20 protein-coding genes and 1 tRNA gene are annotated in these 19,845 nt (G+C 68.1%); 19 read left to right on the top strand and 2 right to left on the bottom strand.

The window, feature by feature from the left end:
• The first annotated feature begins 89 nt into the window (after positions 1-89).
• The 7 genes from prmB to AB4Y64_RS01950 all read left to right on the top strand — a co-directional run bounded on the left by prmB (position 90) and on the right by AB4Y64_RS01950 (position 7,907).
• Positions 90-1,049: a 50S ribosomal protein L3 N(5)-glutamine methyltransferase gene (prmB, locus tag AB4Y64_RS01980; RefSeq protein WP_441814771.1), complete on the top strand. Its 960-nt coding sequence runs from the start codon at positions 90-92 to the stop codon at positions 1,047-1,049.
• Positions 1,050-1,123: 74 nt separating this feature from the next.
• Positions 1,124-2,224 (top strand): chorismate synthase, encoded by a 1,101-nt coding sequence (aroC, locus tag AB4Y64_RS01975; protein ID WP_441814770.1) that lies wholly within the window; start codon positions 1,124-1,126, stop codon positions 2,222-2,224.
• Positions 2,225-2,227: 3 nt separating this feature from the next.
• Entirely contained in the window at positions 2,228-3,217 is a 990-nt protein-coding gene (locus AB4Y64_RS01970) for a 2-hydroxyacid dehydrogenase (RefSeq protein ID WP_441814769.1), read from the top strand.
• Between the two features lie 131 nt (positions 3,218-3,348).
• The gene (locus AB4Y64_RS01965; RefSeq protein WP_441814768.1) at positions 3,349-4,374 is read left to right on the top strand and encodes an aspartate-semialdehyde dehydrogenase; all 1,026 of its coding nucleotides are present in this window, start codon (positions 3,349-3,351) and stop codon (positions 4,372-4,374) included.
• A 143-nt stretch (positions 4,375-4,517) separates the two neighbouring features.
• Positions 4,518-6,422: a type IV pilus assembly protein FimV gene (locus AB4Y64_RS01960; protein WP_441814767.1), complete on the top strand. Its 1,905-nt coding sequence runs from the start codon at positions 4,518-4,520 to the stop codon at positions 6,420-6,422.
• Positions 6,423-6,441: 19 nt separating this feature from the next.
• On the top strand, positions 6,442-7,269 hold the full coding sequence (gene truA / locus AB4Y64_RS01955; protein ID WP_441815211.1) for a tRNA pseudouridine(38-40) synthase TruA: 828 nt from the start codon (positions 6,442-6,444) through the stop codon (positions 7,267-7,269).
• Positions 7,266-7,907, top strand: a complete 642-nt coding sequence (locus AB4Y64_RS01950) for a phosphoribosylanthranilate isomerase (protein ID WP_441814766.1) — start codon at positions 7,266-7,268, stop codon at positions 7,905-7,907. Before truA ends, AB4Y64_RS01950 begins: the two co-directional genes overlap by 4 nt.
• Positions 7,908-7,978: 71 nt before the next feature.
• Here the strand turns inward: AB4Y64_RS01950 and AB4Y64_RS01945 are convergent, their stop codons facing one another.
• The gene (locus AB4Y64_RS01945) at positions 7,979-8,866 is read right to left on the bottom strand and encodes a LysR family transcriptional regulator (protein WP_441814765.1); all 888 of its coding nucleotides are present in this window, start codon (positions 8,864-8,866) and stop codon (positions 7,979-7,981) included.
• 183 nt (positions 8,867-9,049) lie between these two features.
• Between AB4Y64_RS01945 and trpB the strand changes: the two genes are divergently transcribed.
• From trpB to AB4Y64_RS01920, 5 genes are all read left to right on the top strand, one after another.
• Positions 9,050-10,261: a tryptophan synthase subunit beta gene (gene trpB, locus AB4Y64_RS01940; RefSeq protein WP_441815210.1), complete on the top strand. Its 1,212-nt coding sequence runs from the start codon at positions 9,050-9,052 to the stop codon at positions 10,259-10,261.
• Positions 10,262-10,280: 19 nt separating this feature from the next.
• A complete protein-coding gene (trpA, locus tag AB4Y64_RS01935) occupies positions 10,281-11,081 on the top strand; it encodes a tryptophan synthase subunit alpha (protein ID WP_441814764.1) in 801 nt (266 codons plus the stop codon).
• An 81-nt stretch (positions 11,082-11,162) separates the two neighbouring features.
• Entirely contained in the window at positions 11,163-12,050 is an 888-nt protein-coding gene (gene accD, locus AB4Y64_RS01930) for an acetyl-CoA carboxylase, carboxyltransferase subunit beta (RefSeq protein WP_441814763.1), read from the top strand.
• Positions 12,047-13,387, top strand: a complete 1,341-nt coding sequence (gene glmM, locus AB4Y64_RS01925; RefSeq protein ID WP_441814762.1) for a phosphoglucosamine mutase — start codon at positions 12,047-12,049, stop codon at positions 13,385-13,387. The genes accD and glmM overlap by 4 nt, the downstream gene beginning before the upstream one ends.
• A gap of 62 nt (positions 13,388-13,449) precedes the next feature.
• The gene (locus AB4Y64_RS01920) at positions 13,450-14,400 is read left to right on the top strand and encodes an isopenicillin N synthase family dioxygenase (RefSeq protein ID WP_441814761.1); all 951 of its coding nucleotides are present in this window, start codon (positions 13,450-13,452) and stop codon (positions 14,398-14,400) included.
• Positions 14,401-14,513: 113 nt separating this feature from the next.
• Here AB4Y64_RS01920 and AB4Y64_RS01915 read toward each other — a convergent pair whose 3' ends face one another.
• On the bottom strand, positions 14,514-15,065 hold the full coding sequence (locus AB4Y64_RS01915) for a DNA-deoxyinosine glycosylase (RefSeq protein WP_441814760.1): 552 nt from the start codon (positions 15,063-15,065) through the stop codon (positions 14,514-14,516).
• Between the two features lie 91 nt (positions 15,066-15,156).
• On the opposite strand from AB4Y64_RS01915, the gene tpiA reads away from it, so the two are divergent.
• From tpiA to AB4Y64_RS01880, 7 genes are all read left to right on the top strand, one after another.
• Complete coding sequence (gene tpiA, locus AB4Y64_RS01910; RefSeq protein WP_441814759.1) at positions 15,157-15,909, top strand: triose-phosphate isomerase; 753 nt, start codon at positions 15,157-15,159, stop codon at positions 15,907-15,909.
• A gap of 75 nt (positions 15,910-15,984) precedes the next feature.
• Entirely contained in the window at positions 15,985-16,470 is a 486-nt protein-coding gene (gene secG / locus AB4Y64_RS01905; protein WP_441814758.1) for a preprotein translocase subunit SecG, read from the top strand.
• A 133-nt stretch (positions 16,471-16,603) separates the two neighbouring features.
• Positions 16,604-16,688: transfer RNA gene (locus AB4Y64_RS01900), tRNA-Leu, on the top strand.
• A gap of 190 nt (positions 16,689-16,878) precedes the next feature.
• A complete protein-coding gene (locus AB4Y64_RS01895) occupies positions 16,879-17,235 on the top strand; it encodes an NADH-quinone oxidoreductase subunit A (protein WP_200606334.1) in 357 nt (118 codons plus the stop codon).
• Positions 17,226-17,798 carry a NuoB/complex I 20 kDa subunit family protein gene (locus AB4Y64_RS01890; protein WP_158730667.1) on the top strand — a complete coding sequence of 191 codons (573 nt, stop codon included), beginning with the start codon at positions 17,226-17,228 and terminating at the stop codon, positions 17,796-17,798. Before AB4Y64_RS01895 ends, AB4Y64_RS01890 begins: the two co-directional genes overlap by 10 nt.
• A 1-nt stretch (position 17,799) precedes the next feature.
• A complete protein-coding gene (locus AB4Y64_RS01885) occupies positions 17,800-18,528 on the top strand; it encodes an NADH-quinone oxidoreductase subunit C (RefSeq protein ID WP_441814757.1) in 729 nt (242 codons plus the stop codon).
• Between the two features lie 17 nt (positions 18,529-18,545).
• Positions 18,546-19,829 (top strand): NADH-quinone oxidoreductase subunit D, encoded by a 1,284-nt coding sequence (locus AB4Y64_RS01880; protein WP_441815209.1) that lies wholly within the window; start codon positions 18,546-18,548, stop codon positions 19,827-19,829.
• The last annotated feature ends 16 nt before the right edge of the window (positions 19,830-19,845 follow it).

Raw genomic sequence — 19,845 nt, 5'->3', positions numbered from 1 at the left:
CCGCATGGGCCGGGCCGCACGGATTGGCGGGCCCGGGTGGCCGGTATGAATCGCCGATATAATCGCCGACCCCTATGCAAGGCCTCGCCATGACCGGCTCCGCCCCCCTCACGCCCGTGCAGCTCCAGTCGGCGACGTTCGAACAGGTCTCGATCATCGACCTGATCCGTTTCGGCGGCAGCCGCTTCAACGAGGCCGGCCTGACCTTCGGCCACAGCTACGACAACGCCCTGGACGAGGCCACGCAGCTGGTGCTGCATGCGCTGCACCTGCCGCACGACCTCAGCCCGGTCTACGGCACCTCGCGCGTCACCGCTGACGAGAAGGCCAGGGTGCTGGCGCTGTTCGAGCGCCGCATCAACGAGCGCGTCCCCGCCGCCTACCTGGCCGGAGAGGCCTGGTTTGCCGGGCTCAGCTTCAAGAGCGACCGCCGCGCACTGGTGCCGCGTTCGCCGATCGCCGAGCTGATCACCACCGGCTTCGAGCCGTGGCTGGGTGGCCGCGAGATCGAGCGTGTGCTCGACCTGTGCACCGGCTCGGGCTGCATCGCCATCGCCACCGGCCACTACCACCCGTACTGGCAGGTCGACGGCGCCGACATCAACGACGACGCGCTGTCGCTGGCGCACGAGAACAAGGCGCGCCTGCACGCCGACAACGTCACCCTGCGCAAGTCGGACCTGTTCAAGGGCCTGCAGGGCGAGGTCTACGATCTGATCGTGACCAATCCGCCGTACGTCACCAACGACGAAACCGATGCCCTGCCGCACGAGTATTCGCACGAGCCCGACCTGGGCCTGCGTGCCGGCGACGACGGCCTCGACCTCGCGCTGAAGATCCTGCGCGACGCCCCCGACCACCTCAGCGAGAACGGCCTGCTGATCTGCGAAGTCGGCGAAGCCGAGCAGGCGCTGGCGGCGCTGCTGCCGGAACTGCCGATGGCCTGGGTCGAGTTCAAGGTCGGCCAGATGGGCATCTTCGTGGTTGAGCGCGCCGACATGGTCGAGCACCACGCCAGGATCAAGGCGCTGGCGGACGCGCGCGGCTGACGGGTTTGTTGCTGGTTCCGGCAGCAACCTTTTCCGATTGCTAGAGTGCACCGGTCCATACACCAGGATCCCCCGTGTCCAGCAACACCTTCGGCAAGCTGCTCTCGGTAACCACCTTCGGCGAAAGCCACGGCCCGGCGATCGGCTGCGTCGTGGACGGCTGCCCGCCCGGCATCGCGATCGCGCCGGACGACTTCCGCCACGACCTCGAGCGCCGCGCCACCGGCCGCACCCGCCACACCTCGCAACGGCACGAGGCCGACGAGGTCGAGATCCTCAGTGGCGTCTACGAGGGCGTCACCACCGGCACCCCGATCGCGCTGCTGATCCGCAACACCGACCAGCGCAGCAAGGACTACGCGAAGATTTCCGAGCAGTTCCGCCCGGGCCACGCCGACTACACCTATTGGCAGAAGTACGGCATCCGCGACCCGCGCGGCGGTGGCCGCTCCTCGGCGCGCGAGACCACCATGCGCGTGGCCGCGGCCGTGATCGCGAAGAAGTGGCTGGCCGATCGCCACGGCGTGAACGTGCAGGGCTACCTGTCGCAGATCGGCGAGATCGTCCCGCACGGTTTCGACCTGTCCGCGGTCGAGGGCAACCCGTTCTTCTGGCCGGACACCCGCCAGGTCACCGAGCTGGAGTTGTACATGGACGCGCTGCGCAAGTCCGGCGATTCGGTCGGCGCGCGCGTGGACGTGATCGCCACCGGCGTGCCGCCGGGCTGGGGCGAACCGATCTACGGCAAGCTCGATGGCGAACTGGCCAGCGCGCTGATGAGCATCAACGCGGTCAAGGGCGTGGAGATCGGCGACGGCTTCGGCGTGGTCGCGCAGAAGGGCAGCGAGCATCGCGACCACATGACGCCCGGCGGATTTGCGTCCAACCACGCCGGCGGCATCCTCGGCGGCATCAGCAGCGGCCAGCCGCTACGCTGCTCGGTGGCCTTCAAGCCGACCTCGAGCCTGCGCCTGCCGGTCGACAGCCTCGATGTCCATGGCAACGTCGTCGAAGTGGTCACTACCGGCCGCCACGATCCCTGCGTCGGCATTCGCGCCACGCCCATCTGCGAAGCGATGGTGGCGCTGGTGCTGATGGACCAGGCGCTGCGCCATCGCGCCCAGTGCGGCGACGTCGAGCTGCCGGCAGCACGTATCCCGGGCCAGGTGGGCTGAGAAATGCGATCGCGGGTGTGGGTCTCGCAACCGCTGTTCGCCGACATCGTCGGGCGCCTGCACGAGCACTTCGACGTGGTCGCGACGGAGCACGTCGGCAAGCATTCGCCGCAGCAGATTGCCGCGGCGCTGGCCGATTGCGATGGCGCGCTGGTCACCCTCAACGATCCCATCGCCGCGGCCGAAATCGCCGGCGCCCCACGCCTGCGCGCCATCGCCAATGTTGGCGTCGGCTACAACAATCTGGACGTGCCCGCGCTGACCCGCGCCGGCATCGTCGTGACCAACACCCCCGACGTCCTCACCGAAACCACCGCCGACTTCGGCTTCGCGCTGATGATGGCCGCGGCCCGGCGCATCACCGAAGCCGAGCGCTGGCTTCGCGAGGGGCAGTGGCGGCAGTGGAGCTTCGAGACCCTGCTCGGCGGCGACCTGCACGGCTCGACGCTGGCAATCCTCGGCATGGGCCGGATCGGGCAGGGCATCGCCCGCCGCGCCGCCGGCTTCGACATGCGCGTGCTGTACCACAATCGCAGTCGCCTCCCGGAAACGGTCGAGCGCGAATGCCGTGCGCAGTACGTCGATCTCGACATGCTGCTGGCGCAGGCCGATCACCTGGTCCTGGTGCTGCCGTATTCGCCGCAGGCGCACCACCTGATCGATGCCGCGGCGCTGGCGAAGATGAAGCCGACTGCGACCCTCACCAACATCGCCCGCGGCGGCCTGGTCGACGAGGACGCCCTGGCCGAGGCGCTGGCCGGCGCAAGGCTGGCCGCAGCGGGCCTGGACGTCTACGAAGGCGAGCCAGCGGTGAATCCACGCCTGCTGGCGCTGCGCAACGTCGTGCTGACCCCGCATATCGCCAGCGGCAGTCTGGCCACGCGCCGGGCCATGGTCAGCCTGGCCGTGGACAATCTGATCGCCGCACTGGGCTTCGGGCCCGATGCCGGCCGCCCGCCGACCCCGGTCAACGCCGGCCAGCTCAAACGCTGAGCCCCTCATCCGGCCTGGCGGCCACCTTCTCCCGCAAGCGGGAGAAGGGAGCTTCAGTAGTCGATAATGGCCTCACCCCACCCGCCGGATCGAATCCGGCTGCTCCCACCAACCAGGACCACAAGGAACCAATGAACGCCAAGAACTCCTGCAACGTTGCCATCGTCGGTGCTACCGGCGCGGTCGGCGAGACCATGCTCAAGATCCTCGCCGAGCGTCAGTTCCCCATCGGCAAATTGCACGTGCTGGCCAGCGAACGCTCGGCCGGCGAGAAGATCGAGTTCGGCGCGAAGAAACTGGTGGTGGAAGACCTGGCCAAATTCGACCCAACCGGCGTCGACATCGCGCTGTTCTCCGCCGGTGGCAGCATCTCCAAGGAGTACGCGCCGAAGTTCGCCGCCGCCGGCGCGGTGGTGATCGACAACTCCTCGGCGTTCCGTTACGACGACGACGTGCCGCTGGTGGTGTCGGAGGTCAATCCGGAGCAGGTGAAGAACCGTCCGCGCGGCATCATCGCCAACCCGAACTGCTCGACCATGCAGATGCTCGTTGCGCTGGCGCCGATCCACCGCAAGGCCGGCATCGAGCGGATCAACGTGGCGACCTACCAGTCGGTGTCGGGCGGCGGACGCTCCGCGCTGGAAGAGCTCGGCCGCCAGACCGGCGCGCTGCTGAACTTCCAGGACCCGCAGCCCGAACGCTTCCCGGTGCAGATCGCCTTCAACCTGATCCCGCACATCGACGACTTCCAGGACAACGGCTACACCAAGGAAGAGATGAAGCTGGTCTGGGAGACGCGCAAGATCCTCGGCGACGACAGCATCCAGGTGAACCCGACCGCGGTGCGCGTGCCGGTGTTCTACGGCCACTCCGAGGCGGTGAACGTCGAGACCCGCGAGAAAATCACGGCCGCGCAGGTCCGCGAGATGCTGCTGACCGCGCCGGGCGTGGAAGTGGTCGACGAGCCCAGGGCCGGCGGCTACCCGACCCCGGTGACCCACGCGTCGGGCAACGACCCGGTCTATGTCGGCCGCATCCGCGACGACTTCTCGCACCCGCGCGCGGTCAATCTGTGGATCGTCTCGGACAACATCCGCAAGGGTGCGGCACTGAACGCGGTCCAGCTGGCCGAGCTGGTCTGGGCCGAGCGGGACTGAGCAGGGGCGGGGGCGGCGTGGCCGCTCCCGAACCGCCCGCGGCCCTCAATCCGTCGTCGCGATCCCACTCGGCGACGGTTTCAATTGCCCCTGACCCCGGCGAAGGCTAGAGTCGCCGCCGGGGGAAGGCATCGGGATCTGAAGTGAAACAACGTCAAGTGAAACAACAGGCCAGGCGCGGTTCGCGCACGGTCCTGGCATTGGCGCTGGCGCTTGCCAGCGGCGCCGCGTCCGCGTTGGGGCTCGGCCAGATCGAAGTGAAGTCGCGGATCGGGCAGCCGTTCCTCGCTGAAATTCCCATCGTTTCCAACGATCCGTCGGAACTGGAGAACCTCCAGGCCGAGCTGGCATCGCCATTGGTGTTCGCCCGCATCGGGCTGCAACCGCCGTCCGGCGTGGTCGCCGAACTGCGCTTCTCGTCGGCGCTCGACTCCAGCGGCCGCCCGGTCATCCGCGTCACCAGCGACCAGCCCGTCAACGATTCGCTGCTGACCTTCCTGGTCTCGGTCGACTGGGGCCAGGGCCGTCTGGTGCGCGAGTACTCGGCGCTGCTGGACACGCCGCGCACGGTCTCGGCGCCGCTGCAGCCGCAGATCGAAGAAACCGTGGTGTCTGCGCCCAATACCGTCGAGCGCGAGCCGGAGCTGGCCACCGCACCCGACGCTCCCGCCGGAGCCGAGGCACTCGCCGACGCCTTGGCCGCCGAAGCCAATCGCGACAGCGATGCCGACGCCGACGCCATCGCGCCGACGCCGCAGCCGCAGCCGGTCGCGCAACCCATTCCCCAGCCCGCCCCAGCCGCACAGCCCCAGCAGGTTGCCAGCGTGACCCCGGCACCGGCGCCTGCCGGCGATCTCGCCGGGCAGTATTCCGTGCGTCGCGGCGACACCCTGTCGCAGATCGCCGGCCGCGTGCAGGGCGAGGGATTCACCCTCGACCAGGCGATGATCGCGCTGCTGCGTTCCAATCCCGAGGCCTTCATCGACGGCAACGTCAACCGCCTCAAGGCCGGTGCGGTGCTCGCAGTGCCGGCCAGTGAACAGCTGGCCAGCGTCGATGCGGCGCAGGCGCGACAACTGGTCAGCAGCCAGGTCCGGCAGTGGCGCGATGCGCGCCGCGCGGTGCCGCAGCCGGCGCTCCAGGCCGGCGTTGCCGCTGCCGCCGCCGCCGCGCCGGTGGCAAACCCGGCAGCTGCTGCGGCCAATCCGCGCAGCGCCGATGCACGTCTGGAAATCGTCCCGCCTGGTGCCAGCAGCGCTACCCAGGCGGGGACACAATCCGGCATCAACGCCGGTGGTGAGGGCGACATGCTGCGTCAGGAACTGCAACAGAACACCGAAACGCTTGCCGCGCGCGAGGCCGAGCTGCAGGAGCTCAAGGGCCGTGTCGCCGAACTCGAACAGCTGCAGCACAAGCAACAGCAGCTGATCCAGATGAAAGACAGCGAACTGGCCGCCGCGCAGCAACGCCTGGCGCACAGCAACCAGCAGGCACAGGCGCTGCAGACCGGCTCGGCGCTGCCGTGGCTGATCGGTGGCGGCGTGCTGCTGCTGGTGGTCGCCGGTGGTTGGTTCTGGCGCCGCCGTCCGGCCAAGCCGGTGTTCCGCGCGCCGCTGCCGGGTGACGCCGCGACCGCGCCTGCGAGCACGCCATCGATCGCCGATTCCTTTGACGAGTCGTCGTTCCCGGCCCAGCGTGCACCGGTCCAGGCCGAAGCGGACCTGCGCGTCGACGAAGCAGCCGACGAACCTGCCGTGCCCGTGCTCGAGCTGCAATGGGCTTCCGCCCCGCCAGCGTCGCCGGCTCCGGCTCCGGCTCCGGCTGCCAGCGCCAAGGCGCCGGCCTGGCACGTGGCGTCGGCCGACACCAAGGGTCGCGTCGAACCTTCGCTGGCGACGCAGCCGGGCCAGGAGCGCCTGGAGCTGGCCCGCGCCTACCTCGACCTGGGCGACCGCGAAAGCGCCCGCCAGCTGCTGGCCGAGGTTGTGATCAACGGTGACCTGGCCGCCCGCCAGCGCGCCTCGCGGATGCTGCAGGACCTGGACTGACTTACTGGACTGACACGTGTTGGACAGCGCAACCGCCGCCGACGCCCCCCCGTCGCGGCGCCATGCCCTAGGCGTCGAGTACGACGGCAGCGGGTTCTCGGGCTGGCAACGGCTGAGCAAGCATGGCGAGCCGGAGCGGGAGGGCGAACAAACCCTGCAGGCCGCACTCGAGCAGGCGCTGTCGTTCGTCGCCGGCCATCCGGTCGAGGTGGTCTGCGCCGGTCGCACCGATGCCGGCGTGCATGCGAGCTGCCAGGTCGTCCACTTCGACAGCAGGGTCGTGCGTGATCCGCGCGGCTGGATGCTCGGCGTCACCAGTCGCCTGCCGCCGCAGATCTGCGTGCGCTGGGCGCAGCCGATGGCGGACGATTTCCATGCGCGTTTTTCCGCGCGCGCGCGCCGCTACCGCTATCGCATCCTCAACCGTCCGGTCCGTCCGGCGCTGGGCCGTCAGTACCTGAGCTGGGAACGGCGCCCGCTCGACGCCGCCGCGATGAACCGCGCCGCGCAGGCGCTGCTCGGCGAAAACGACTTCTCCGCATTCCGCACGGTGCACTGCCAGGCGCCGCACGCGATGCGCGACCTGCAGGCAATCAGCGTGCGCCGCGACGGCGACATCGTCGAGGTCGAAGTGCAGGCCAACGCCTTCCTTCACCACATGGTCCGCAACATCGTCGGCAGCCTGTTGATGGTCGGCAGTGGCGAGCAGCCCGAGGCGTGGATCGGCCAGCTGCTGGCCGGTCGCGACCGCACCGTGGCCGGTCCGACCGCGCCGTCGGCGGGGCTGGTGTTCCTGGGCCCGCGCTATCCGGCGCAGTGGGGACTGCCGGCCGAGGTCACGCTGTGAGCGCAGGCCACACCCACATCAAGTTCTGCGGCATGACCCGCGCCGAGGACGTGCGCGCTGCCTGCGAGCTGGGCGTGGACGCCATCGGGATGGTGTTCGCGCAGCGCAGCCCGCGCCGGCTGGAGGCCGGGCAGGCCGCGGTGCTCAGGGCGGACGTTGCCGCGGGCATCGAGGCGGTCGCGTTGTTCATGGACAACAGCGAAGACGAAGTGGCCGCGGTCATCGCGCAGGTGCGTCCCAGCCTGCTGCAGTTCCACGGCAGCGAAGACGAGGGCTTCTGCAGCAGTTTCGGCCTGCCGTACCTGAAGGCGATCGCCATGGGCGATGCAGGCGGGCAGGGCGTCGACTGGTCGGCGCGCTACCCGGGCGCGAGCGCGCTGCTGCTCGACAGCCATGCCCTTGGCGGCGCCGGTGGCAGCGGCCACACCTTCGACTGGTCGCGCATCCCGGCGCAACTGGGCAAACCGTTCCTGCTGGCCGGCGGCATCCATCCGGGCAACGTGTTCGACGCGGTGCGCAGCGTGCGGCCGTGGGGCGTGGATGTATCGAGTGGCATCGAGCGCGCACCGGGCATCAAGGACGCCACGCGCATGCGCCGCTTCGTCGAGGAAGTGCGGCGAGCGGATCTGACGGGCTGAGTCGCGCGGCCAGAACCACGCCGCCAGAGCTACGCCGCCAGAGCTACGCCGCCAGAGCTACGCCGCCAGAGCTACGCGGCCAGCTCGGCGCGCAGCCACTTCGCCAGTCGCCCCACGCGCGGATCGTTGTTGCGCCTGGGCGCGCACAGCGCCCAGCACCCCTGCGTGGCCACGAAGCCCCAGGGCGCCAGCAAGCGGCCCGCTTCAATGTCTTCGGCCACCAGCGGCTCCGGCGTGATCGCAACGCCCAGTCCCGCCTGCGCGGCTTCGAGCAGGTAGTACAAGTGCTCGAACCCGGTGCCCAGGCGCAGCGCGGTCGGGTCCAGGCCCATCCGCTCGGCCCAGTCGCGCCCGGCCTGCGGACGCGATGTCGTATGCAGCAGGGGCAAGTCGACCAGCGCCGTTGCCGGCGCCGACAGCAGGCGCTCATGGCCCTCCAGGCGCGGGCCCAGCACCGGGCCGATGCGCTCGGGCGCCAGCTCATGCACCTGCCATTCCGGTGGCCACGGTGCCTGCGCGATCAGCAGTGCGGCGTCGAGTCCGCTCATCTGCGCATCCGGAACGGTCTCGCTCGCCGACAGGTGCAATTTCAGATCGGGCAGTTCGCGCTGCAGCCGTTCCAGCCGCGGAATCATCCAGCGCGCCAGCACGCTGCCGGGGCAGCCGAGCACCAGCGGCGCCTGTTGCGGCTTGCGGCGCAGTTCCGCCCATGCCCCGCGCAGCGGTTCGAACGCCGCTTCCGCGGCTTCGTGCAGGCGCCGACCGGCCGAGGTCAGCGCCAGGCCGCGGCCCTGGCGCACGAACAGCGTGGTGCCCAGCGTCTCCTCCAGCGCCCGCAGGTGGCGGCTGACCGCGCCATGGGTGACGTGCAGCTCATCGGCGGCGCGGCTGACGCTGTCGAGCCGGGCCACGGCCTCGAAGGCGCGCAGGGCATTGAGCGGGGGCAGGTCACGGCTCATGACGTGTGAGTTTTTCTGACAGGTTGTGCCGATTTTATAGGTTTTTACCGCTGCTGCGCTGCGATAAGGTGTCAGGACCAATGGTGCAGGCCCAGCTTGCTGGTGGCGCCCCCTCCCCAGTCGCCAGCAAGCTGGATTCCCTGCCTTCCACACCGGCTCGAAGGAACTGACATGAGCGTCGACATGCGCGGCGTGGACTTCCACGCCTACCCGGACGCCTCCGGCCACTTCGGCCGCTACGGCGGCCGCTTCGTCGCCGAGACCCTGATCGGACCGCTCGAGGAACTGGCGGCGGCCTACGACGCCGCCCGCGTCGATCCGGCCTTCATCGCCGAGTTCGATCGCGACCTGGCCCACTACGTCGGCCGGCCCAGCCCGATCTACCACGCCCAGCGGCTGAGCGAGGAAGTCGGCGGCGCGCGCATCGTGCTCAAGCGCGAAGACCTGAACCACACCGGCGCGCACAAGATCAACAACACCATTGGCCAGGCGCTGCTCGCCAGCCGCATGGGCAAGACCCGGATCATCGCCGAGACCGGCGCCGGCCAGCACGGCGTGGCCAGCGCCACCGTGGCCGCGCGCCTGGGCCTGGAATGCGTGGTCTACATGGGCGCCACCGACATCGAGCGGCAGAAGATCAACGTCTACCGGATGCGCCTGCTCGGGGCGACGGTGGTACCGGTGACCAGCGGCTCGGCCACGCTGAAGGACGCGCTCAACGAAGCCATGCGCGACTGGGTCACCAACGTCCGCGACACGTTCTACATTATCGGCACGGTTGCTGGCCCCGACCCGTACCCGCGCATGGTGCGTGACTTCAATGCCATCGTCGGCCGTGAAGCGCGTGCGCAGATGCTGGCCGAGTACGGTCAATTGCCCGATGCAGTGACCGCCTGCGTTGGCGGTGGCAGCAACGCCATCGGCATCTTCCACGCCTTCCTCAATGATCGCGACGTGCGCCTTGTAGGCGCCGAAGCGGCAGGCGAGGGCATTGAGACGGGCCATCATGCCGCTTCGCTGGCCGCCGGTCGTCCCGGCGTGCTGCACGGCAACCGCACCTATGTGCTGTGCGACGACGACGGCCAGATCATCGAAACCCATTCGGTCTCGGCGGGACTGGATTACCCGGGTGTCGGTCCGGAGCACGCATTCCTCAAGGACGCAGGGCGCGCCGAATATGTCGGCGTCAGTGACGACGAGGCCTTGACCGCGTTCCATCAACTCGCGCGCTGCGAAGGCATCCTGCCGGCGCTGGAATCCAGCCATGCGATCGCGCAGGCGATCAAGCTGGCGCGGGAGCTGCCGAAAGGCGCAATCGTGTTATGCAACCTGTCCGGTCGTGGCGACAAGGACGTGCATACGATCGCCGCGCGCGAAGGCATCTCCATTGGATGAGCGCATCTTGGACGAGAGCATGAATCGCATCGACACCCGCTTCGCCGCCCTGAAGGCGCAACGCCGCAAGGCGCTGATCCCTTTCATCACCGCCGGTGATCCCTCGCTCGAGGCCACCGTGCCGGTGATGCACACGCTGGTCGAGGCGGGTGCCGATGTGATCGAGCTCGGCGTGCCGTTCTCCGACCCGATGGCCGACGGGCCGACCATCCAGCGCAGTTCAGAGCGCGCATTGGCGCGCGGTGCCGGGCGCTCGTTCGTGTTCGACTGCGTGCGCCGTTTCCGCGAGCAGGATCGCGATACGCCGGTCGTGCTGATGGGCTACCTCAACCCGGTCGAGATCCCCGGCGCCGACCGTTTTGCTGGGGAGGCAGTGGCGGCCGGCGTCGACGGCGTGCTGCTGGTAGACCTTCCGCCGGAAGAGTCCGGGGAGTTCCGTGCCGCGTTCTCGAAGCACGGCCTGGCGCTGATCCTGCTGGCCTCGCCGACGACCACCGACGCCCGCATGGCCGTGCTGTGCGAGCAGGCGCAGGGATACCTCTACTACGTCAGCTTCGCCGGCGTGACCGGCGCCGACCGGCTCGACACCGGGGCCGCCGGCACGCGCCTGCACGAGATCCGCAGCCACAGCCGCGTCCCGGTCGTGGCCGGTTTCGGCATCAAGGACGCGGCCAGCGCGGCGGCGATGGGCGTGGAGGCCGAGGGTGTCGTCGTCGGCAGCGCACTGGTGGCGGCGCTGGCCGAAGCGGGCGATCCGACTGTCCAGGCCCGGACTTTCCTCACACCGTTGCGAGCTGCCCTCGACGCCCTGCCGGCCTGAGCACCCCACTGCGCTAAACTGGCCCGCTCGGCCGGACCCCACTCCGGCACTCACCAAGCCTGAACGGGGAACACCCAACGCATGTCCTGGCTCAAGAAACTCATGCCTTCGGGCATCCGCACCGAGACGGGCGCTTCCAAGCGCCGCAGCGTGCCGGAAGGTCTGTGGGAAAAGTGCGACCGCTGCGGCGCCGTGCTCTACCGCCCCGAACTCGAGGAAAACCTCGAGGTCTGCCCGAAGTGCGGCTTCCACATGGCGATCCGGGCGCGGGTGCGCCTGACCGCGCTGCTCGACGCCGGCAGCACCACCGAGATCGCGGCCGAACTCGGCCCGGTCGACGTGCTCAAGTTCAAGGACCAGAAGAAGTACGCCGACCGCATCAAGGCCGCGCAGAAGTCCACCGGCGAGCGCGATGCGCTGATCGCCATGAGCGGCACCCTCAAGCAGCGCCCGCTGGTCGCCTGCGCCTTCGATTTCGCCTTCATGGGCGGCTCGATGGGCTCGGTGGTCGGTGAGCGTTTTGCCCGCGGCGCCGAAACCGCCGTGGACCTGGGCTGCCCGATGGTCTGCTTCACCGCCACCGGCGGCGCGCGCATGCAGGAAAGCCTGTTCTCGCTGATGCAGATGGCCAAGACCTCGGCCGCGCTCGGCCGCATGCGCGCCAGGGGCCTGCCTTTCATTTCCGTAATGACCCACCCGACCACCGGTGGCGTGTCGGCGTCGTTCGCGATGCTGGGCGATCTCAACCTCGCCGAGCCGGAGGCCCTGATCGGCTTCGCCGGCCCGCGCGTGATCGAGCAGACCGTGCGCGAGACCCTGCCGGAAGGCTTCCAGCGCTCGGAGTTCCTGCTCGAGCACGGCGCCATCGACCAGATCTGCGACCGCCGCGAAATGCGCGACCGCCTGGCCACGCTGTTCGCGTTGATGATGAAACAACCGCAACCGGTGGACGAAGAGGTGGGTTCTTGAGCCGCAAGTACTTCGGTACCGACGGCATCCGCGGACGCGTCGGCGAGGGCCCGATCTCGGCCGACTTCGTGATGCGCCTGGGCAATGCCTATGGTCACGCGCTGCCACGCCGCGACTGGCGCAACCCGGTGGTGATCATCGGCAAGGACACGCGCATCTCGAACTACATGTTCGAGGCCGCGCTCGAAGCCGGGCTGGTTGCCGCCGGCGTCGACGTGCAGCTGATGGGCCCGATGCCGACCCCGGCCGTCGCCCACCTGACCCATTCGATGCGCGCCGATGGCGGCATCGTGATCTCCGCTTCGCACAACCCGCACCACGACAATGGCATCAAGTTCTTCTCCGCCGAAGGCGAGAAGCTCGACGACGCCACCGAGCTGGCGATCGAAGCCGCGCTCGAGCAGCCGTTCCGCACGGTGCCGTCGGAACAGCTCGGCAAGGCCGTGCGCACGCGTGACGCGCTCGGTCGCTACATTGAAGCGTGCAAGGGCTCGGTGCCGAAGGGCTTCGACCTGGGTGGCATGCGCATCGCCATGGACTGCGCCAACGGCGCGACCTATCAGCTCGGGCCGCTGGTGCTGCGTGAGCTTGGCGCGCGTGTGGATCCGATCGGCGTTGACCCCAACGGCATCAACATCAACGACGGCGTCGGCTCGACCCATCCGGAAACGCTGGCGGCGCACGTCAAGGCCACCGATGCCGACCTCGGCATCGCCTTCGACGGCGATGGCGACCGGGTGCTGTTCGTCGACGGCGAAGGCGTCGTCCGCGACGGCGACGACCTGATCTACGTGCTGGCCTGCGACTGGCAGCAGACCGGACGCCTGAAGGGGCCGGTCGTCGGCACCCTGATGACCAATTACGCGCTCGAGCGCGCGCTGGCCGAGCGTGGCATCGGCTTCATCCGCGCCAAGGTCGGCGACCGCTACGTCCACCAGCAACTGCATGCCAACAGTGCCGTCCTCGGCGGCGAGGCCTCGGGCCACCTGTTGTGCCTGGACCGCACCAGCACGGGCGATGGCATCGTCAGCGCGCTGCAGGTGCTGGAAGTGCTCAAGCGCCGCGGCATCAGCCTGGCGCAGGCGCTCGACGGCTTCAGCAAGCTGCCGCAGAAGACGGTCAACGTGCGTTTCCAGGGCGGCGCCAAGCCGGCGGAAGCGCCCTCGGTGCAGGCTGCGCTGGCACAGGCGGTGGCTGCCGTCGAAGGTCGCGGCCGTGCCTTCCTGCGTCCGTCCGGCACCGAGCCGGTAGTGCGCGTGACGGTCGAAGCCGATGACGCGACGCTGATGCAGAACACGCTCGACCGCCTCGCCGAAGCCGTGCGCGCTGCGGCCTGATCGCAGCGCTGCGTGAAAACGAACATCTCCACCATGAACATCGATCCTGACAGGGACGCCCCGTGAACCGCATTCCAACCCTCGACATCCGCCGCTTCAGCGATCCGGCCAATGCCGGCGACCGTGACGCCTTCGTGGCCGAACTTGGCGCGGCCTATCGCGAGTGGGGCTTCGCCGGAATCCGCGGCCACGGCATCCCGGCCAGCCAGATCGACGCGTCCTACGACGTGTTCAAGCGTTTCTTCGACCTGCCCGAAGCGGTGAAGCTGAAGTACCACGTCGCCGGCAGCGGCGGCGCCCGCGGCTACACGCCGTTCGGCGTGGAGACGGCGAAGGATTCCAAGCACTTCGACCTCAAGGAGTTCTGGCACGTCGGCCGCGAGATCCCGCGCGACTCGAAGTACGCGGACGTGATGCCGCCGAACCTGTGGCCGGAGGAAATCCCGGAATTCCGCGAGCAGGCCTACGGCCTGTACGAGTCGCTCGATCGCCTAGGCTCGCGCGTGCTCAGCGCGCTGGCCCTGCATATCGGCCTGCCGGAGTCCTACTTCGCCGACAAGACCAACTCCGGCAATTCGATCCTGCGACCGATCCATTACCCGCCGATCACGACCGATGACATCCCCAACGAGCGCGCCGGCGCGCACGAGGACATCAACCTGATCACGCTGCTGGTCGGCGCCAGCTCCGAGGGTCTTGAAGTGCGTTCGCACCAGGGCGAGTGGGTGCCGTTCACGGCCGACGCCGACACCATCGTGGTCAACATCGGCGACATGCTGCAGCGCCTGACCAACCACGTGTACCCGTCGACGACGCACCGCGTGGTCAACCCGCCGGGCGCGAAGGCGCGCCAGCCGCGTTACTCCACGCCGTTCTTCCTGCACCCGAACCCGGACTTCCTGATCGACGTGCTGCCGTCGTGCGTGAGCGCCGCGAATCCGAGCCGCTACCCGGAAGCGATCACCGCCCACGGCTACCTCGAAGAGCGCCTGCGCGAAATCAAGTTGAAGTGACGTTTCGGCCCGCGCGCAAAGCGCGCGGCCTTGCCAGAACGTCATCCCGGCGAAAGGCAACATCGAAGGCGAAATTGGGTCCCGGCGTCCGCCCGGGACGACGGTGAGGGGTCTTACACGGGCGGCGGGACCACGATCCCCGCCCCCTCGAGCGCCTCGCGCCAGGCGGCCAGCTTCACAGCAGGCGCAATCGACGCATTCGCCGGACTGGTCGACGGCAACCGAATGCACTGCAGCCCCAGCGCAACCGGTTCCACGCCGGCAAGACGCCGAAACCCGCTTTCGGCCTTGGCGCCATTGAACAGCACCGTCCCGACCCCACGATGCCCTTCGAAGAACGCAACGAAGTCGTTCGCCTGCGCCGTGTCGTCGCGAATAGCCGAATCCAGGCTGCCGTCGCGTTCGCAACGATCGAACACGTCCCACAGTGCAATGCCGGATTGCTTCAGAAGCAACAATCGCTGCGCATAGGGCAGGGCAGGTGCCGCGCCAACCAGCTCGCCCATGATCGGCCAGAAGCGGTTGTGCGGATGTGCGTAGTACTGATGCGCCTGCAACGACGCGGCTCCCGGCATGCTGCCGAGAATCAGCACGCGCGCATCCTTTGCACTGACCGGGGGAAAGCCTTTCAGAAGGCGTGGACTGGCGGTGGGAGACATGGCCATGGGTCGATTCTCGCCGACGTGAGGTAAACTTTGCGCCCTTCGTTCAGCGTGCTTGCCGCAGCTGGACCCAGCCAGGAATCAAGGAGTGGCCATGCGCCGCAGAATCGTCGCCGGAAACTGGAAGCTGCATGGCGATCGCCGCTTCGCGCTGGAGCTGCTCGATGCGCTGGTCGCGCAGCCGGCCCCGGCCGGGGTCGAGCAGCTGATCCTGCCGCCACTGCCGTACCTGGCCGGCCTGATTGCCCGTTACGGCGACAAGGGCCTGACCTTCGGCGCCCAGGACGTCAGCGTCAACCAGAAGGGTGCCTACACCGGTGAGGTCTCGGCCGGGATGCTCAAGGACGTCGGCGCCCTGTACGGCCTGGTCGGGCACTCCGAGCGTCGTCAGTACCACGGCGAATCCAGCGAGCTGGTCGCGCGCAAGTTCCTCGCCTGCAAGGCTGCCGGCCTGATCCCGATCCTGTGCGTGGGCGAGAGCCTGCGCGAGCGCGAGGACGGCCAGACGCAATGGCGGATCCAGGAGCAGCTCGAGCCGGTGTTCAAGCTCGGCGGCGCCGATGCGCTGGACGGCGCGATCCTCGCCTACGAGCCGGTCTGGGCCATCGGAACCGGCAAGACCGCGACGCCAGAACAGGCACAGGCCGTCCACGCATTCATCCGTAGCGAAATCTCCGCACACGATGCTAGAATTGCTGGCTCGCTACCGATCCTGTACGGCGGAAGCGTGAAGGCCGACAATGCCGCCGCGCTGTTTTCGCAGCCGGACGTCGATGGCGGCCTGGTTGGCGGGGCCTCACTGGTCGCGGCCGACTTCCACGCCATCGCAGTTGCGGCGGCACCCTGACGAAACGCGGACCCGGTCCATCGTGACCAGTCCCGGATCGTTCCCACGGTTTCAGTGAACTAGCAGAATCCAACGATGCTGTTGTTACTCAACGTCATCTACGTGCTGATCGCGATCGCGATGGTTGCGCTGATCCTGATGCAGCGCGGCGCAGGTGCGCAGGCCGGCTCCGGTTTCGGTGGCGGCGCCTCGGCGACCGTGTTCGGCGCGCGCGGCTCGGCCAGCTTCCTGACCAAGGCCACCAAATGGCTGGCGATCTCGTTCTTCGCGATCAGCCTGTTCATGGCATGGCAGGCGATGCACCGGGCGACTGGCGCCGCGGCCCCGGCCCAGCAGGGCGGCGTGATGGCCGGGCAGGTCCCGTCGGCTCCGTCGGCTCCGGCCAGCAACAATTCGGCAGTGCCGTCGGCCCCCGTGGCCCAGCCGGCACCCGCCAGCAGCGTCCCGCAGGCTCCGGCCGCGCCGGGCGCGACCACCCCGGCACCGGCTCCGGCCTCGCAGGCTCCGGCCGCGACCCAGTCGCCCGAGCCGGCCAAGCCGCAGCCCGCCACTGGCGGTTGAGCAGAACGGCTGGTCGGAAGGGGTAACATTGATTTTCATCGGCCCGGCACGGAACGCCGGGTACGGTCAGCGATGACCGGCAACGACCGGGCCTGCATGGGCGCGGTTGCGTCAGGACGACAAAGGTTTGATTGCCCAGGTGGCGGAATTGGTAGACGCACTACCTTGAGGTGGTAGCGACGTAAGTCGTGGGGGTTCGAGTCCCCCCTTGGGCACCACACCGATTCAACTCGTTCCAGATCTGAACGTTCAAAGACGTCAAAAAAACACGTACTGCAGCAAACAGCACCACCGACGCGGGTGCGGCGCGCACGGCGGGCCGGAATCTCGCGCGGGGATGACCAGGCGGCAACACGCCGAGCCAAGGTCGCAATGGCGGCCGAGCTAAACGAAGCGAGAGAACAACTAGTGCTGGCCGAATACCTGCCGACCCTGCTGTTCCTGATCGTCGCCGGAGGTATCGGCGTCGCCCTGCTGGTGGTGGGCCAACTGCTCGGCCCCCAGCGCCCGACCCTCGAAAAACTCTCGCCGTACGAGTGCGGATTCGAGGCGTTCGAAAGTGCGCGCATGCAGTTCGACGTGCGCTACTACCTGATCGCGATCCAGTTCATCATCTTTGACCTGGAAATCATCTTCATCGTGCCCTGGGCCACCGTGTTCCGCGAACTCGGTGTCATCGGCCTGATCGAGATGGGCATCTTCGCCGGCATGCTCTTGCTCGGCTTCGTCTACGTCTGGAAGAAGGGAGCACTCGAATGGGAGTGATCCAGAATGTTTCCGAGCTGATGCACAACCCGCTGCCCGAAGGGCGGCTGGACGACATCCTGCGCCCGGAAGGTGACAACCCGCTGCTGCAGAACGGCTTTGTCACCACCTCGTTCGACGCGCTGTGGAACTGGGCACGCACCGGCTCGATGTGGCCGATGACGTTCGGCCTGGCCTGCTGTGCGGTCGAGATGATGCACGCCGGCGCCGCGCGCCTGGACCTGGACCGTTACGGCGTGGTGTTCCGCCCGTCGCCGCGCCAGTCCGACGTGATGATCGTCGCCGGCACCCTGGTCAACAAGATGGCCCCGGCGCTGCGCAAGGTCTACGACCAGATGCCCGGCCCGAAGTGGGTGATCTCGATGGGCAGCTGCGCCAATGGCGGCGGCTACTACCACTATTCGTATTCGGTCGTTCGCGGTTGCGATCGCATCGTGCCGGTCGATGTCTACGTGCCGGGCTGCCCGCCGACGGCCGAAGCGCTGATCTACGGCATCCTGCAGCTGCAGAAGAAGATCCGCCGCGGCACCAACTTCGGCGAAAACATCCAGGGCGTGCGCTGACATGACAGAGACTGTGCAAGCCTTTGTCGATCGCCTCGCTTCCCGTTTCGACGGTGCGCTCGTTGTCGTCGCCGAACCGCGGGGCGAAGTCACCATCGACATCGCCGCCGCACAGTGGCTGGCGACGGCCTTCGCGCTGCGCGACGAGTTCGGATTCGAACAGCTCGTCGACGTCAGCGGCGTCGACTACCTCAGCTACGGCAGCGACGAGTGGGACACCGACGTTTCGTCGGAAGGTTTCTCGCGTGGCGTCGAAGGCAAGAGCGCCGGCCGCTTCGCCTGGGGCGAGCAGGTCAACGGCGCCGCCGCTTCGCCGGAGCGCCGCTTCGCCGCGGTCGCGCACCTGCTGTCGTACCAGCACAACCGCCGCGTGCGCCTGCGCACGTTCGCCGAGAACGACGATCTGCCGGTGGTGGATTCGCTGACCTCGGTGTGGGCGGGCAGCAACTGGTTCGAGCGCGAGGCGTTCGACCTGTATGGCATCGTCTTCGAAGGCCATCCGGACCTGCGCCGCATCCTGACCGACTACGGTTTCGTCGGTCATCCGTTCCGCAAGGACTTCCCGCTGATCGGCAATGTCGAAGTGCGCTACGACGCCGACAAGAAGCGCGTGGTCTATGAGCCCGTGTCGATCGAGCCGCGAGTCGGCGTGCCGCGCGTGATCCGCGACGATGCCCGCTACCAGACCGCTGCCGGCGAAGCCGCGCAGGGCGCGGAGGTGAAGAAGTGAGCACCATCCCGTCCAGCATGACCGCCTCCAGCACCTCCGGCCTCAACAACGCCGAGATCCGTAACTACACCCTGAACTTCGGCCCGCAGCATCCGGCCGCGCACGGCGTGCTGCGCCTGATCCTGGAAATGGACGGCGAAGTGATCCAGCGTGCCGATCCGCACGTGGGCCTGCTCCACCGCGGTACCGAGAAGCTGGCCGAGTCCAAGCCGTTCAACCAGTCGATCGGCTACATGGACCGTCTCGACTACGTGTCGATGATGTGCAACGAGCACGCCTACGTGCGCGCGATCGAGACCCTGATGGGGATCGAGGCGCCCGAGCGCGCCCAGTACATCCGCACCATGTTCGACGAGATCACCCGCATCCTGAACCACCTCATGTGGATCGGTTCAAATGCGCTCGACCTGGGCGCGATGGCGGTGTTCCTGTACGCATTCCGCGAACGCGAAGAGCTGATGGACTGCTACGAGGCAGTCTCCGGCGCGCGCATGCATGCAACTTACTACCGTCCGGGCGGCGTCTATCGCGACCTGCCGGACCGCATGCCCAAGTACAAGGAATCGCCGTGGCGCAAGGGCGCCAAGCTCAAGCGTTTCAACGAGTGGCGTGAAGGCTCGCTGCTGGATTACCTGGAAGCGTTCACCGCCGACTTCCCGGCGCGCGTCGACGAGTACGAGACGCTGCTGACCGAGAACCGCATCTGGAAGCAGCGCACCGTCGGCATCGGCGTGGTCTCGCCCGAGCAGGCCCTGGCCTGGGGCATGACCGGCGCGATGATCCGTGGTTCGGGCATTGCCTGGGACCTGCGCAAGAAGCAGCCGTACGCCAAGTACGACGTCATGGATTTCGACATCCCCGTCGGCACCAACGGCGACTGCTACGACCGCTACCTGGTGCGCGTGGCCGAGATGCGCCAGTCCAACCGCATCGTCCAGCAGTGCGTGAAGTGGCTCAAGGCCAACCCCGGCCCGGTGATCACCGAGAACTTCAAGGTCGCGCCTCCCTCCCGCGAGGAGATGAAGGACGACATGGAAGCGCTGATCCACCACTTCAAGCTGTTCTCCGAAGGCTACTGCGTGCCGGCCGGCGAGACCTACTGCGCGGTCGAGGCGCCCAAGGGCGAGTTCGGCTGCTACCTGGTTTCCGACGGCGCCAACAAGCCGTTCCGCGTGAAGTTGCGTGCGCCGGGTTTCGCGCACCTGTCTTCGATGGACGAAATCGTGAAGGGCCACATGCTGGCCGACGTCGTGGCGATGATCGGTACCTACGATCTCGTGTTCGGCGAGGTCGACCGCTAAGCGCGGCGGCCGTTGA

This window comes from Lysobacter sp. TAF61 (assembly GCF_052113485.1).
Classification (GTDB): Bacteria; Pseudomonadota; Gammaproteobacteria; order Xanthomonadales; family Xanthomonadaceae; genus Lysobacter_J.
This window is presented reverse-complemented; position numbering and strand designations above follow the sequence as displayed.